Here is a 14,863-nt window from a genome sequence, read left to right as displayed (position 1 = left end):
CTGGGCTGCGAAGCAGCCCCATCAGATCTGCGCTGCCCCCCTCACCACGACAAGCCCGCTCCCCCACAAGATCCCGTGCTCCCTCAGTTGCGTTGGTCATCGAAGAAGGCTTTCCTGCCATCGACCCGCTCCGACGCCCTGGGCACATTCGCTGCCGGGCCTTCGGGCTTTTCCACGTACCAGTAGCAATGGCTCACCGCACGGGTAATGCCCACGTAGGCCAGGCGCAACACCTCATCCTTTTGCGCATTGTCGTAGGGCTCGTTGTCGCCGTCCTTGCCCAGGCCCGCCATGCGGTACACCTGGTTCTTGTAGGGCGAACTGGTCACGTGCTGGCAATCCCCCAGCAGAAATACCGCGTCGGCCTGCAGTCCCTTGGCACTGTGGTAGGTCAGTTGCTTCAGCCTGCGTGCCGGGGGCGGCAAGCTAGAATCCACATTAACTACAGACTGAATATGCTCTTGAATCAGTAACTTATCGCTACTTTTTCGATACAGCATCAACACCGAATCACCGCGCTGGTAATGCTCCAGCAACTGCCGCCCCAATGCCGCGTCGTCACGCTCCAGCACTTTCACCGCCACCAAATCCTTGGGCGCCCCACTGGCCTTGGCCTTCTTGCCAGGGATCGCCGGCGCGGCGCGCACGATGTGCTCGGCGGCGTCGATGATGTGCTGGTGGCTGCGATAGTTCTCGCCCAGCATCACGCGGGTAGTGGCAGGTGACGGGAATTCCTGGTTGAACGCCATGAAGTACTTGGGCGAGCTCCCGCGCCAACCGTAGATCGACTGCCAGTCATCCCCCACGCATAGCAGCGATGAGCGCTGGGCGCCACGCCCGACATGCATCGCCGGGCCACGGCTGCGGATTTCGCGCAGGCTGGCGCGGATCCACGAGACGATCTGTGGCGACACGTCCTGAAACTCGTCGATCATCAAGTGCGACAGCGGCCGTAACAGCGGATCGCTGAGCAGCTTGAGGTTTTCCGGGGTGTTTTCGCCGAACAGCGAGAACATGCGGTTGTAGGTCATGATCGGTGGCGACTGGTCCAGCAGGTGATCTTCCAGGGCTTTCCAGAAGATACTCAGGGCTTCGAAGAAGAAACGGTCCGTGTCGTCCTTGGCGAAGCTCATTTGCCCAACTGCAGTGGGCACGTCGAGCCCCAGGTTTTCGATAAACCCAGCCGCCATGACGAAGCTGTCCAGCAACGGCGCCGAGGCCAGCTCGCCTTTGACCTTGTAATCAAAGCCAGGCCCGGCAGCGGCATCGCCGGCCAAACTGCTCAAAAGCCGCTTTGATGCTTCATAACTATCGAGCCATATCAGTGGTTTACGGCAGAAAGCTTGAAACAAGGTGCGCTTTACCGCCCATTCTGCGCGCACGGACAATTTCGAGTTTGGCCGGCTGATCTGGGCGTTCTCCCTTGAGTCGAAGCCCAGCACCACCCAGGCGTCCAGCGCCGGTATGTAGCCATGGCAGTGAAACTGCGCACCGTTGATTTCCAGGGCCTGGCGATTGGGCTCGATGCCCTTGATCGGCCAGGCGCCCGCACGGAACCACAAGTCCTCGATCACATCGCAGAGTTCTTCGTCCCGCTTGGCCGCCAGTTCGGTCACGGCCACGCGTTTTTGCACATCGGGATGATCGCGCTCCAGCTCCTTGAGCTGCAAGCCATGGCGTGCCAGCGGCGCTATCAGCTCGCGAAAACGCGCATGCTGCCCGTACAAGCGGTGATAACAGGCATTCATCTGCTGGCGCTGGGCATCATTGATACGCAGGTCGAAGGGGTTGCTGTCCGCGTCTTCAAACCCTGCGCTCAGGTTCTCGAACGCCTGCAGGCGCTCGAAGCCCGGCAAGCTGCGGACCATGGGCAAAATGCGCGAGTGAAAGGTTCGCACCACGGCCTGCGCTTCTTTCAGGCCAAGGGGTTGGCCCCACAGGCTGAGAATTTCCATGAGCTTGTTGATGAAGTCCTTGCGCGACTCACGGGTAAAGGTCACCACGGTCATCGAGCTGAGTTCGAAGCCCAGGTAATGGGTGAGCAGCAAGATTCGCAGCACCAAGGAGGTGGATTTACCCGCACCGGCGCCGGCAATCACTGAGGTCGAGGGCGTATCGCTGAAGATCATCTTCCACTGCGCCGCGCTGGGCTGGGCGTGGAGCGGCAGCAAACGCGCAACGTCGGCCTTGATGCGCTTCTTCAACTCGGCGGTGAGTGGCAGGCGCCAATCATCGAACAGACTGTCATCCACACCCGGTGCGCGGTGCTCATCCGGGCGGAAGTCACGGATCAACAGAACCTGCCGACCTTCCTCGATGCCATCGGCCTTGCCCTCGCGATAGCCGTACTCCACGCCCGCCTCGTGCCCACTGCGAAAACCGTCGGCCTGCCCGTGCAACCACGAAAATCGGTGCTGGGCGCGCAACCGGGTCAGGCCATGGCCAAACAGGCGCGCAGCCAGGCGTTTCAAGAGTGGCATTTCAGCCAGAGGGCGCAGTTCGGGGGGAAGATCAGGCTGTTGTTGCGACACGCGGACTCCTGCGATGAGCTGGGTTCTTACAAGAGCCCCATGGTCGCCGGAATTGACGCTCAGTTCCAGCCAATTGCTTTGCTGTCATGCAGTTAGGTGATGAACTGAAAGTCAAAACGCCACCAACCAATCTAATAAACTGATAGGAATCAGGCATATTTCCGGCTTTTTATCGATCATGGGCTGCAGGATCATAGGCGCCATCCACAGGAGACGATCATGCTTGAACTTCGACCTTTCAATTCCCTGGGCGGCGCCCACCATGGCTGGCTTGACGCTCATCACCACTTTTCATTCGCCGACTACCACGACCCCCAGCGCATGCACTGGGGCAACCTGCGGGTGTGGAACGACGACATCATTGCCCCAGGCACGGGCTTCCCGCAGCACCCGCATCGCGATATGGAGATCATTACCTACGTGCGCGAGGGTGCGATCAGCCATGCCGACAACCTCGGCAACAAAGGCCGCACCGAAGCCGGTGATGTGCAGGTGATGAGTGCGGGCACCGGGATCGCCCACAGCGAATACAACCTGGAAGACACGCCAACGAAAATCTTCCAGATCTGGATTATCCCGAACGAAGCCGGGTTGCCGCCTTCCTGGGGCGCCAAGCCGTTTCCGAAAGGTGATCGCGAAGGTTTTGTGACACTGGCCAGCGGCAAGTCCGGCGACACCGAGAGCCTGCGCATTCGTGCGGATGCGCGCCTGGTGGCAGCGAACCTGAAAGCGGGGGAAAGTGCCGAATACCGGCTGGACAGCGGGCGCCGTGCGTATCTGGTGCCGGCTACGGGCGTGATTGAAGTCAACGGCTTGCGTGCACACGCTCGAGACGGAATCGCGGTGGAGGATGAACAGGTATTGCGGGTAACCGCGATTGAAGACAGCGAAATCGTCCTGGTCGACCTCGCCTGACCCTGCAGGAGCTGGCTTGCCGGCGATAGCGGTCTTACGAACGCCATCGCCGGCAAGCCGGGCTCCTACAATGGGTTACTGGCTGATAGCGCCGTCTACCAGCACCTGCGCCTCTTCCACCAATTGCTTGAGGTGATCTTCGCCAATAAAGCTCTCGGCGTAGATCTTGTAGATATCCTCGGTACCCGATGGGCGTGCAGCAAACCAGCCGTTTTCGGTCATCACCTTCAACCCGCCGATTGCCTGGTTGTTACCCGGCGCATGGCTGAGGATCTGCTGGATGCTTTCCCCGGCCAACTCGGTGGACGTCACCTGATCCGGCGACAGCTTGCCCAGCAAGGCTTTCTGCGCCGGGGTGGCCTTGGCGTCCACACGAATCGCGAACGGTTCGCCCAGGGCGTCGGTCAGGCCACGGTAGATCTGGCTAGGGTCCTGGCCTTTGCGCGAGGTCATTTCCGCGGCCAGCAATGCCGGGATCAGGCCGTCCTTGTCAGTGCTCCAGACCGTGCCGTCCTTGCGCAGGAACGAGGCGCCGGCGCTTTCTTCGCCGCCAAAGCCCAACGAGCCTTCGAACAGGCCATCGGCAAACCACTTGAAGCCGACTGGTACTTCGTACAGACGACGGCCAATGCGGGCAGCCACGCGGTCGATCAAGCCGCTGCTGACCACGGTCTTGCCCACGGCGGCGTCTGCACGCCAGCCAGGACGGTTCTGGAACAGGTAGTCGATGGACACGGCCAGGTAGTTGTTCGGTGCCAACAGACCACCGGACGGGGTGACGATGCCGTGACGGTCGTGGTCCGGGTCGCAGGCGAATGCCACGTCGAAGCGTTCCTTGAGACCGATCAGGCCTTGCATGGCGTAGCTGGAGGACGGGTCCATGCGGATCTGGCCGTCCCAGTCGACGCTCATGAAGCGGAAGGTGGCGTCGACTTCGGTGTTCACCACGTCCAGATTCAGGCGGTAGTGCTCGGCAATCGCCGACCAGTAGCGCACCCCTGCTCCGCCCAGCGGATCCACGCCCAGGCGCAGGTCGGCGCTGCGGATGGCGTCCATGTCGATCACATTGACCAGGTCGGCCACGTAGCTGTTGAGGTAGTCATGGCGATGGGTGGTGTCGGCCTTGAGTGCCTGGGCGTGAGTGATGCGCTTGACCCCGGCCAGTTTGTTGGCCAGCAGTTCATTGGCCTTGGCTTCGATCCATTTGGTGACGTGGGTGTCGGCCGGGCCGCCATTGGGCGGATTGTACTTGTAGCCGCCACTCTGCGGCGGGTTGTGCGACGGCGTAATGACGATGCCGTCAGCCAGGCCGCTGGTGCGGCCACGGTTGTAGCAAATGATCGCGTGGGAAATCGCCGGGGTCGGCGTGTACTCATCGCCCTGCGCCAACATCACGTGCACGCCATTGGCGGCCAGCACTTCCAGGGCGCTGGCACCGGCAGGCGTCGACAGCGCGTGGGTGTCCAGGCCGACAAACAGCGGACCGCTGATACCCTGGGCTTCGCGATACAGGCAAATGGCCTGGCTGATGGCGAGCACATGCCATTCGTTGAAGCTCAATTCAAACGAGCTGCCACGGTGCCCGGAGGTACCGAACGCCACGCGCTGGGTGGAGATTGCTGCATCAGGCTGGCCAGTGTAATAGGCCGTGACCAGTCGCGGGATATCCACCAGCAACTGGGCTGGCGCCGGCTTGCCCGCAAAAGGACTGATTGTCATGCATAAACCTCGGAAAGAAGGATTCGGAAAAAAATGGCAGTTTACTGAGTGTTGGACTGCTGCGCGACGTTATAAATCCTACAGCAGCAAGAGAAAATTCACGCAGTCACCCCTTCTGGGCGTGACGCAGTGCATCACTGATTGCCGCCAGGGCAATATCCAGGTCGGGATGCCCATGAAAGGTGTGGCTCACACGCAAATGCTGCTGATGCAGGCCGCTGAGACTGAACAGTTCACCGGGTGCGATCACCACATGTTGGCTGAGCAGGCGCTGGAACACCTGGCGCATGTCCACGGCCCGCGTGACACCGAGCCAGAAAGCCGCGCCGGCGACTGGCGCTCGGTAGGCCACTTGATCCCCCAGGTGCAGGTCCAGGCGTTGGCACATTTGCTGCGCTTGCTCATGCAATTGCAGGCGCAGCGCGCGCAGGTGCAGGTCCATCCGCCCACTTTGGTACAGCCGCGCAATGGCACGCTGGCGGATCGACGACAAACGAAAGGAGCGCAGCAGGAATTGGCGCTGCAACTCGCTGCTCATGCGCCGCGACAGCAGGTAACCATAAGGTGCCTCCGAACCCAGTACCTTTTCGAAGGAAGAAAACACCATCAATCGCTCCGGGTTGACCAGCTCCCGCAACGCGGCCTGGGGTTCCATGAACCCCAATTCGCCAAAGGTGTCGTTTTCCAGCAACCAGCAACCATGCTGCTCCAGCATCTGCGCGACGGCCAGACGCTCGTGGGTAGACAGGGCAATGCCCGACGGCAGGCTGACCTTTGAAGACAGCAACAGCAACTGCACCGGCTCGTGACATAACCATTGATCGAGGGTCGCCAGGTCCAGGCGGCCTTCCGCTGTCCAGGGCAACTCGATGATGCGCACCCCGGCATCCTGCAACAGGCGCAGGACCAGCCAGTCGCACGGGGATTCGACTATGACCGTCGTTCCCTTCAGCCCCAATACGTCGATAAGGATGTCCAGCACACCGCGCAGGTCGGCACCGATGTAGACGTCATCGGCATGCCAGCATCGCGTGGGCGACGAGGTGTAGCGCGCCGCCAGTGCTGCGCGCAGCTCCCACACACCGCACGGCTGGGACCAGGGCTGCAGGTGACCTGGGTATTGACGCACCAGTTCCCGCTCCAGGCGCAACAACGCACCATCCAGCGACGCCAGCAGCGCGGGCTCATCACCGCTGAGCACCACCATGCCCGGACGGCGCGCCGCCGCGTAGAGCCGATCAAGCAGATCGCCACCGACCCACGCCAGCGGGCTGGTTGACCGGGGCCAGGCGTAATAGCCCGACTTGGCCACCGAATAGACCCTGCCCTCCTTCTCCAGCAGCGAGTACGCGTACTGTACCGTCGAGATCGACACGTTCAGGCGCCCCGCCAATTGCCTCAGGGAGGGCAACTTGACCCGGGTATCGGTACTGACTTCATTGATCAGGCTGATCATGTAGCGGTAAACCGCCTGGTACGCGAAGTCTGCCTGCCGTTCGCCGCGCAGTGTCATCGGCCGGACAATTGACAGGCCGGCGCGCTGTCATGGGCCACGGCATCGGTGCTGCACGGTTGCTTGCCGGTCGCGCCGGCCAACGGACGTCTACGGTAGAGGTGCTGCACCAATGGCATCGGCAAACCGCTGGTGTCGGTGACCCATTGCTGCAGCATGTCGGCTGAAGGCTTGCCCTGCAGGACCTTGTGCAGCTCTGGCAGCGCGACCAGCATGCCCGGGTGGCATTGGCGCAAATAGCCCTCCAGGCGCTCGCCATGATGGATAAAGGGCGAGAACAGCAGGCACACCAGCTGAGTCTCGTCCAGGCCAAAGAACTGCTGGGCACACGCGCTCGACAGGATGCGCCCTTCGCGGCTCCCCGCCTCGGCCAGCAACGTCTTGGGCATATGCATGCGGTCCAGATAGTGGGCGGCCCGCCGCAGAAAACCCTGCACCCCCTCTTCATAGTCCATGTCGCGCAAGGATTGGGCCTGCAACCCATGCAAGTGAGCCATCAGCAGCGGGTTGGAATAGCCTGGATGACTGAAGTGAAACCCCAGCGGATCAGGGGCGAAGGCCATGAAGTCGGTGAGCATGGGCGAAGCGGGAAGGTTCACGCTGCTCAGCAGATCAGCAACGCCAATGTAGGCCAAGTGACGATGGCCAGTCTTGCCGGGGGCTTCAGTCGCGACGTAATGATCGCCGAATACATCGCGGTAATAACCGGTGCTCAACGCGTCCATGCGTGCGAACAACCCCGTGAGCGACGACGGCCAGGGCTCCGCAACGGTGCCTCCGACGCTTTGTGCAGTGTTCTTGAGCCAGGCCAGAAACTGATTTTGCTTGCGCGGGGAATCTCCACTGACCAGTGCATGCACCCCACCGTTCCAGGTGGTGACGCGCTGGTAAAAGTCCCCCAGGGCCAGGTACGTGTCGCTGCACAGGGTCGCGCGGCAATCGCCGGCACTCAGGTGCCCCACCATCAACATATTGCGCTGGCTGATCTCCCGGGCAACCGTCGAGGCCGGTCGCAAGGCGTTGAAGGGCAGCACTTCCTGGTTTTCCACCATCAGGAGTTCAACCCGCGGGTCATCGTGGAGAAACAGACGGCCATAGCCCTGATTGAGGCTGTCGAGCCGGCCCTGGGTCATACCCGCGTAGCGCAATGTCGCAACCCGCAAGTGAAAAGTACGCGGCGCTCTGTGCGCGATGGTCAGTTGCGCGGCACGCAGCAACGCCAAGGTGTAACTGCTGACCTCGCCGCCACCGTGGGCAACCAACACTTTATAGTCCCCCACCTGCTCCATACCCCCCGCCGCCACGACGATTCGCTGGACCAACAACTGGAGGGCTGTTCGCTCTTCCCGATTAAAGTATCCGATCAACCGTTGCAGAACTTGCTGGTAAACATAATTCATAGCCTGTTCGTGAATAGTGCTCATCGCTTACTACCTGAGTTGAAATATTAATTTCAAGCAACTACTGACAGTGTTTGCTCGACCTATTGCGCATGTAAGAAGTTCGCGCACGGCTTTGTACGCCTATGACTAGACACTAGCATCGCGTGGCAAATCGGCAGGGGCGTCTTCTGGAGAAACCCAAGCCCGGCAGGCGCAGCAACCTGAGGCTTTACTGGGTTAAAATAAATCCGATGACGGTCCTAGGATCTTTCCGACGAGGTCTTACACACCTTTAACCAACTATTCAAAGAAGTTTCCGACACATAAACCAAGCAACTTCTCCATTTATGGCAGCGAGACTTTTCATGGGCACACCTATTTCCCTGTGGCCACGCGAACGCCACGACATGAGTTCCAACCGCTCGCGACTGACGTGTCAGATATTCAATCATTGCTCAGTCCTTGAGATGAAAGTGAAGCCACAATTATCAGTGCTGGAATAATGATTAATAGATACAGAACCCGAGCGAAAAGCAGTGCAGATGAATAACGACCCGCCCGTAAATCACGCGCACACAAAGACGCCGCGCTGGAATTCAGGGCGGCGTCAACGAAAACGTCAGGCTTCAGGGGGTAAAGTGCCAGCAAGGCACCCGGTGGGCAATACAGGTTCAGCCCTGTCAAATGGCGTATTTGCCCCATACGCCAGTGTTCAGGAATACTCGTTTGCGAATATTCCTACATCCTAAACAGCTTCAACCTGCAACGCGACGCGCTCGCGGCACGGGCATTCGTCCATATAGCGGTGCGCTTCCACGAACTGATTGAACGGAAACACCGTGGTTTTCAGCGGCACCAGCACGCGGTCGGCGGTCAGTTGGTTGATATCCCGCAAGGCTCGCTGCAAAGCCACCTGGTCCTGGATGATGCCCAGCTCAGGCTTGCCGGTGAAGTTACCGATACAGTGCACAAAGAACTGGATGTTCTTCTGGAACGCCGCACACGCCGGGAACGGGGTCTGGTTGCCGCCCTGCAAGCCATACAGCACCAGGCTGCCACGCGGTGCCAGCACGTCGCCGAGCAACGACATCTGCGGGCCACCCAAGCCATCGAACACCACGTCCACGCCGCGGTTGTCAGTGAACTTGTTGATTTGCATCAGCAGGTCCTGCTCTTCGGTGACAATGACCTTCTCCGCACCGAGGGACAGCAGGTACTCGCGCTCGTCGCTGTCCTTGGTGGCGGCAATCACCCGCACACCCAGGGCTTTGCCCAGTTGCACAAAGGATGGGCCGGCGCAGTGGCTGGCGTCAGTCACCAGGGCAAACTGCCCGGGCTTGACCCGTGCCAGGTCCACATAAGCAAAGTACGCAATCAACAGCGGCGTGTAGTGCACGCTGGCTTCAATCGGGCTCAAGACATCCGGATAACGGGTCAGCGCCGAACGGGGCAGGACGATCTGCTCGCCATACACCGGGTAATCATTGGGGCTCTCGGCCGGAAAACTGGCCACTTTATCGCCCACTGCCAAGTCATCCACGCCATCGCCTACGGCGACCACGACACCGGCCATCTCGTGGCCAAGGCCGGATGGCAAGCGTGCATGGGAAGACGCCAGGTTCTGGCGCCACAAAATGTCATACCAACTGATGCCAATCGCTTCGACACGCACCTGCACTTCGCCCGGTGCGGGCTGCGCGGCTGCATGCTCTTCGCATTTGAGCACCTCGGCCGGACCAAACTTGTGAAAACGGATCGTGCGGGACATCGCAAACCTCGTCAAAGTAACCTCTAATGCCATGAACTCTATCTGGGCTTTCCGGGTAAGACCACCGGTCGCCGTTAATAGTCGACATGCCTGTCATTGATTCCGCAACTGAGGGATAGACCTCAGTGCTTGTAAGAAAACTCAATTTTCCTGTGCAGAGTAACAGCCTTTGCCCGTAAGATTCATGCCGGCCATTCTTCTTATATGACCGCTCTCGTCAAGTTTGCTGACTCTTCCAGGACACAAGATGAACCGTAACGACCTGCGTCGTGTCGACCTTAACCTCTTGATCGTATTCGAAACCTTGATGCATGAGCGCAGCGTGACCCGTGCTGCCGAGAAACTGTTCCTGGGCCAGCCAGCGATCAGTGCGGCATTGTCGCGCCTGCGCGGGTTGTTTGACGACCCGCTCTTCGTACGCACCGGGCGCAGCATGGAACCGTCGGCCCGGGCGGTAGAAATCTTCGCCCTGCTCTCCCCGGCCCTGGACTCGATTTCCACCGCCGTCAGCCGCGCCGCCGAGTTCGACCCGGCCACCAGCACCGCAGTGTTCCGTATCGGCCTGTCCGACGACGTCGAATTCGCCCTGCTGCCCCAACTGCTCAAACGCCTGCGCGCCGAGGCCCCTGGCATCGTGCTGGTGGTGCGCCGCGTCAACTACATCCTGATGCCCGGCCTGCTGGCCTCCGGCGAAATCTCCATCGGCGTCAGCTACACCGCCGACCTCCCGGCCAACGCCAAGCGCAAGGTACTGCGCCGCAGCCTGCCGAAACTGCTGCGCGCCGACAGCGTACCGGGCGCCCTGAGCCTCGACGATTTCTGCGCCCGCCCCCACGCACTGGTGTCCTTCGCAGGCGACCTGAGCGGCTTCATCGATGAAGAACTGGAAAAACTCGACCGCAAACGCCACGTGGTACTGGCCGTGCCGCAGTTCAACGGCCTCGGCACATTGCTGGCGGGCACAGATATTCTGGCCACCGTGCCGGACTATGCGGCCGAGGCATTGACCTCGGCAGGTGGCTTGCGCGCGGAAGACCCACCGCTGCCGGTGCGCAGCTTTGAACTGCACATGGCGTGGCGTGGGTCGCAGGATAATGATCCGGGAGAGCGGTGGTTGCGGTCGCGGATTCAGATGTTTTTTGGCGACCCTGAGAGTCTTTAGGCGTTGTCAGGCAGGGTGTTAATTTGATCATTTCTGGTTTTTCATAGGCCATGGAGGTCTACACACTTCCAGAGGATGAAATACTTGGGGGCATATCTGAGGGCATGCATTAGGAACGTTGAAACAGATGCCCCCAGTTCAAGGTCCAACACACCCCTTCGCGAAATATCACTCGCGGCTGCTCCCAGCCGCCCTAGAGCACTATACAGCTACCTCGTTTGATGGCCGACTAGCGCTGAAGGCATCGTAGTGGAGGCCATCGCTGCGTTGATCAGTGATGTCATGAAGCTACACGGAACCCCGACCATGAAGTCGAAGCCCTGTTGCTGCGCAACCTTCAGGAATTCTCGAGGATCAAGCATCTCGCATGAACCTCTGAGCTGCATCCAGATCCGCAAGGGCGTCCACGTCCATCCAGTGGCCAACGAAATAACGGATTTTGACCGGGTGCCGCTTCGCTAGCCGGCTAATGAGAAGTGGCATATCAGCTGTTTCCAGCAAGTTTTCAGCAACGAGCAACTCCAGCTCCTCCCGAACCCAGGCAGCCCCTTGTACACCCAGCTTCAGAAGGCCAATCCACTCACCGGATACCACGTCAGCCGGGAGGTCAGCGGACATCGCTTTCAACAACCCCGTCTCGTCGAGAAAGTCGGCAACCGGGCTATGATCGGCGCTGACCAGATCCTGAATCCGCCCATCCTCGCGACGTGTCTTCGACGCATCAACGGCAATCAGGATCTGTGCGTCGTCATCCAGCAGCCCATCCAAGATGAACTCGCGAAACAGGACGTCGCCATAGGCGATAATTGTCTCGGCAACCAATCGGTCACGTGCACAATAGAGCGAGTAGGCTTCGCCGGTGTTCGCATATCGATCATTGTCCACGACCTGGATTCCGGTGGCCGTCACTTTTTCTTTGAGATAGCCACGGACGACGGTGACAGCTGCGATCCCGGCACGCCGCAAGATACCCACCTGACGCTCAAGCAAAGGTACGCCGTACAACTTGATCATGCACTTGGGCCGACTCTCGGTCAGCTCACCCAAGTCGCCCTGCGAGGCCGCCAGCACGATGGCCTTCGGCGCAGCGTTTTTTGGCAAATAGCGGGACTCGGCGTCCTCCAACTCATCACAACCCACCAGACGGAAAATATCCTTGACGGTGGCGATGCCCCCTTCGACGCCAACCAAGGAGCGTTCCTGATAGATCTTCTGGACCGTGCTGCGCATTGCCGTAATGGAAGCGCGCAGGCTGTGATTTGCCCATATCACACCTGATACTCCAACATCCTGGAGTGACTGTACGGGGACTCGATAGTAAGTGGTCGGAACCGCAATCAGAGGACTGCGAGAGGCCCATCGGCGGGCGAATTCGATGATTTGCGCACCATCAGCCTTCTTGGAATGGATCAGGATCGCATCCGCGCCCGCCTTGTAATAAGCCTCGGCGCGCTCAAAGGCTTCCTCCATGGAACGCCCGGAAATGAGCGCTTCCACACGTGCGACCACCACGAAGGAATCGTTGGTTTGGCTGTCCTTGGCCGCCATGATACGACCACAGAATTCATCGATAGACGCCAGGGGCTGGTATTCGCCGATAAATGAGTTGGTCTTCGGAAAAAGCTTGTCCTCAATACACGCACCAGCAACACCGCGCTCACATAGCTTGCGTACTAGTCGGCGGACGTTATTGAAGTTGCCGTAGCAGGTATCGGCATCAACCAAGACAGGCACCGATACAGCATCGGCCATGTGCTCGATGACCTCCAGTACCTGAGTCCATGAAGCTTCATTGCTATCGCGCAATCCCATGCTGGCCGAGATCGTCAGCCCCGACGCCCACAATGCGCGAAACCCTGCTTCTTCGGCGAGCTTGGCGGACAGCCCATTATGAGCCTCCATCAAGAATCCCAATCCGCCTGTGGCGATCTCTTCGCGAAGCTGACAGCCACGGTCGCGATCCCGTCTGGGTGGCAACTCGACGCTTGCTCTCTCGATACCTTCTTGCGACAATATTTTCATCCACAATCTCCATTTGCTAGACGCGCACAGTTCTGTTGCTTAACCCAGGACAACAGGACAGCTGCGCTGTTATTCAGCGAATGCCTGAAGGTCAAATACAAAGGGGTTGCGAGGTAACGAAGATTCAGTCAAACCCTGAATTTATAAGTCTTTCCCGGCTCACGTTCGCAATCGGGGGGAAAGTTCTGGCGCTTCTCTTGGAAGTACAACGCTCGATGATCGCCGTCACTTCTGCGGTTATACGTTGCGTACAACATGCGTCGGCTTTCAGCACTCAAGTTCGCCGCAGAGCGGTGGGCGACATAGCTGTCGAAAAATATTGCACAGCCCGGCGCAGTGGGCACCGCAACATATCGGCAGGTCGGATGCGTGTCATCCAACGGCTGCCACTCTTCGCCGATAAGTGTGCGTAAACGCCCTTCGTTGCCCTGCTCAATTTCCAGGCACCCGTTGAGAGGTGTCGCATGGTCAATGCTGACCATGACAGAGACAAATAATGGGGCGTATTTCGACCACCCGGCCTGCTGGTCCTGGTGCGCCTCGAACCCTGCGCCGCCAGGGTGTTTGAAATTGATCTTCTCTTTGAACAACGCCACGGGTTCGCCCATTAACTGGGCCACCGAAATTGCCAGCTTGTCGCGCTTCAACAGGGCATCGAAGCCTGAATGCTCTTCGCAAAAATACTCGATGCGCTGCACCATTCGCGAAGAAGGCACACGTAGGTCCGGCTCGGAATACACCATGTGTCGGCCGGGTTGTTCTGGCCATGAAGCCAGTTGGTCGACCCATTGACGAAGTTCATCCATCGACGCCCCAGAAAAGAAACCCGGGACATGCAACCAACCGTACCGTTGAAAATGATCGATTCCTGCCTGATCAAGCAACATTGCGAGTTCCTTCAATCCTTGAAAAACGGCGTTTCATTCACTTGACGACGCAACCGGTAAAGCAGACGAACCGAGAGCGACTAAAGATGCGGAAGTACCTGCTCGCGAGCACGTATTACGTCATGGTCAAAATCTATTTCTACCCATGGCAGGCCCGTGACAACCTCGACGCCGAACTGTGCGGGGTTTTCCAAAATCAACTCTCGCAGGGGCGCCTCATACTCGATTTTCGGCCCATGCTGAGCGATATGACGCTCGCACAGATCAGCGAGAGCGGCGGCGGCGGCAGGGGAAAACTTGAAGAACCCCACCGACTCACCACAGGTTTCGTAGGCGTGCTCTGGTCGTTTTTCGAAGTCCACAATGTGCCCGGCTTTGAAGCACACCTTAACGGCCTCATCATCGACTTCATGCATGTCGACAAGCAGTGCACTTTCGTGCGCAGACTGAATGAGCCGAGTCAGGATGTCTTCGGCGTACAACACGTCGGCATCCATCAGGACGATAGGCCTGCCCGAGCGCAACAAGGACTCATGCACAAGGACAGAGATAGCACTGCCCAATGAAAAGCGCTCGTTGACCACTACAGTGGCCTGATCATCGAGTGTCTGAAGTTCGGCACGAATGGCTTCGGCCTGGTGGCCGGCGGTAACAAATATGTCGGTAATACCCAATTCACGCAGCGTTTGCAGATGGCGCGCCAGCAAGGTCTTGCTGCCAAATTGAATAAGCCCTTTGGGCCCTTCCCATCCATGGAGACGCCGGCCAATCCCAGCTGCCAGAATAATCGCCGCCATGCCTCGTGAATCTTGCATCCCCACAACCTCCTTGTTGATTACGCTCATCCAGTATTGAACGCAGATCCAGGCGCCACGAACGAATGTCATCCCGCTCTTGCGCACCAGAAGTCTGATGCGAAGATAATGGCAATTAGATATAACCGTTCGTGGATACATTTGTGTAG

Annotated in this window: 10 protein-coding genes; 2 read left to right on the top strand and 8 right to left on the bottom strand. The window is 59.1% G+C overall.

The features are described from left to right. Window positions 1-83: 83 nt before the first annotated feature. A complete protein-coding gene (locus BM70_RS0103215; RefSeq protein WP_025854668.1) occupies window positions 84-2,531 on the bottom strand; it encodes a UvrD-helicase domain-containing protein in 2,448 nt (815 codons plus the stop codon). Window positions 2,532-2,750: 219 nt separating this feature from the next. On the opposite strand from BM70_RS0103215, the gene BM70_RS0103210 reads away from it, so the two are divergent. Beyond that, window positions 2,751-3,446, top strand: a complete 696-nt coding sequence (locus BM70_RS0103210; RefSeq protein WP_025854667.1) for a pirin family protein — start codon at window positions 2,751-2,753, stop codon at window positions 3,444-3,446. A gap of 75 nt (window positions 3,447-3,521) precedes the next feature. On the opposite strand, the gene pgm is transcribed toward BM70_RS0103210, so the two are convergent. The 4 genes from pgm to BM70_RS0103190 form a co-directional block, all read right to left on the bottom strand. Continuing rightward, entirely contained in the window at window positions 3,522-5,165 is a 1,644-nt protein-coding gene (gene pgm / locus BM70_RS0103205) for a phosphoglucomutase (alpha-D-glucose-1,6-bisphosphate-dependent) (RefSeq protein ID WP_025854666.1), read from the bottom strand. 106 nt (window positions 5,166-5,271) lie between these two features. Further along, complete coding sequence (locus BM70_RS0103200; RefSeq protein ID WP_025854665.1) at window positions 5,272-6,678, bottom strand: PLP-dependent aminotransferase family protein; 1,407 nt, start codon at window positions 6,676-6,678, stop codon at window positions 5,272-5,274. Further along, window positions 6,675-8,102, bottom strand: a complete 1,428-nt coding sequence (locus tag BM70_RS0103195; RefSeq protein ID WP_025854664.1) for a hypothetical protein — start codon at window positions 8,100-8,102, stop codon at window positions 6,675-6,677. Before BM70_RS0103195 ends, BM70_RS0103200 begins: the two co-directional genes overlap by 4 nt. Before the next feature lie 703 nt (window positions 8,103-8,805). Continuing rightward, window positions 8,806-9,828 carry a zinc-dependent alcohol dehydrogenase family protein gene (locus tag BM70_RS0103190; protein WP_025854663.1) on the bottom strand — a complete coding sequence of 341 codons (1,023 nt, stop codon included), beginning with the start codon at window positions 9,826-9,828 and terminating at the stop codon, window positions 8,806-8,808. 247 nt (window positions 9,829-10,075) lie between these two features. Here BM70_RS0103190 and BM70_RS0103185 point away from each other — a divergent pair, with 247 nt between their 5' ends. Beyond that, entirely contained in the window at window positions 10,076-10,990 is a 915-nt protein-coding gene (locus BM70_RS0103185; RefSeq protein ID WP_025854662.1) for a LysR substrate-binding domain-containing protein, read from the top strand. 354 nt (window positions 10,991-11,344) lie between these two features. On the opposite strand, the gene aepX is transcribed toward BM70_RS0103185, so the two are convergent. The 3 genes from aepX to BM70_RS31075 form a co-directional block, all read right to left on the bottom strand. Further along, window positions 11,345-13,012 (bottom strand): phosphoenolpyruvate mutase, encoded by a 1,668-nt coding sequence (gene aepX / locus BM70_RS0103175; protein WP_025854661.1) that lies wholly within the window; start codon window positions 13,010-13,012, stop codon window positions 11,345-11,347. 128 nt (window positions 13,013-13,140) lie between these two features. After that, on the bottom strand, window positions 13,141-13,899 hold the full coding sequence (locus BM70_RS0103170; RefSeq protein ID WP_025854660.1) for a phytanoyl-CoA dioxygenase family protein: 759 nt from the start codon (window positions 13,897-13,899) through the stop codon (window positions 13,141-13,143). Window positions 13,900-13,979: 80 nt separating this feature from the next. Beyond that, a complete protein-coding gene (locus tag BM70_RS31075; RefSeq protein WP_218187286.1) occupies window positions 13,980-14,714 on the bottom strand; it encodes an NTP transferase domain-containing protein in 735 nt (244 codons plus the stop codon). Window positions 14,715-14,863: the final 149 nt, after the last annotated feature.

The organism is Pseudomonas sp. CHM02 (assembly GCF_000612585.1).
Lineage (GTDB): Bacteria > Pseudomonadota > Gammaproteobacteria > Pseudomonadales > Pseudomonadaceae > Aquipseudomonas.
Note: the sequence above shows the minus strand (reverse complement) of the source record. Positions and strands in the feature narration are given on the sequence as shown.

Excerpts from the sequence above, each read along its gene's own strand:
- BM70_RS0103185 (WP_025854662.1), top strand. The coding sequence starts at position 10,076 with ATGAACCGTAACGACCTGCGTCGTGTCGACCTTAACCTCTTGATCGTA.
- BM70_RS0103170 (WP_025854660.1), bottom strand. The coding sequence starts at position 13,899 with ATGTTGCTTGATCAGGCAGGAATCGATCATTTTCAACGGTACGGTTGG.
- BM70_RS0103195 (WP_025854664.1), bottom strand. The coding sequence starts at position 8,102 with ATGAGCACTATTCACGAACAGGCTATGAATTATGTTTACCAGCAAGTT.
- BM70_RS0103210 (WP_025854667.1), top strand. The coding sequence starts at position 2,751 with ATGCTTGAACTTCGACCTTTCAATTCCCTGGGCGGCGCCCACCATGGC.
- BM70_RS0103200 (WP_025854665.1), bottom strand. The coding sequence starts at position 6,678 with ATGACACTGCGCGGCGAACGGCAGGCAGACTTCGCGTACCAGGCGGTT.
- BM70_RS0103190 (WP_025854663.1), bottom strand. The coding sequence starts at position 9,828 with ATGTCCCGCACGATCCGTTTTCACAAGTTTGGTCCGGCCGAGGTGCTC.
- BM70_RS31075 (WP_218187286.1), bottom strand. The coding sequence starts at position 14,714 with ATGCAAGATTCACGAGGCATGGCGGCGATTATTCTGGCAGCTGGGATT.
- aepX (WP_025854661.1), bottom strand. The coding sequence starts at position 13,012 with ATGAAAATATTGTCGCAAGAAGGTATCGAGAGAGCAAGCGTCGAGTTG.
- pgm (WP_025854666.1), bottom strand. The coding sequence starts at position 5,165 with ATGACAATCAGTCCTTTTGCGGGCAAGCCGGCGCCAGCCCAGTTGCTG.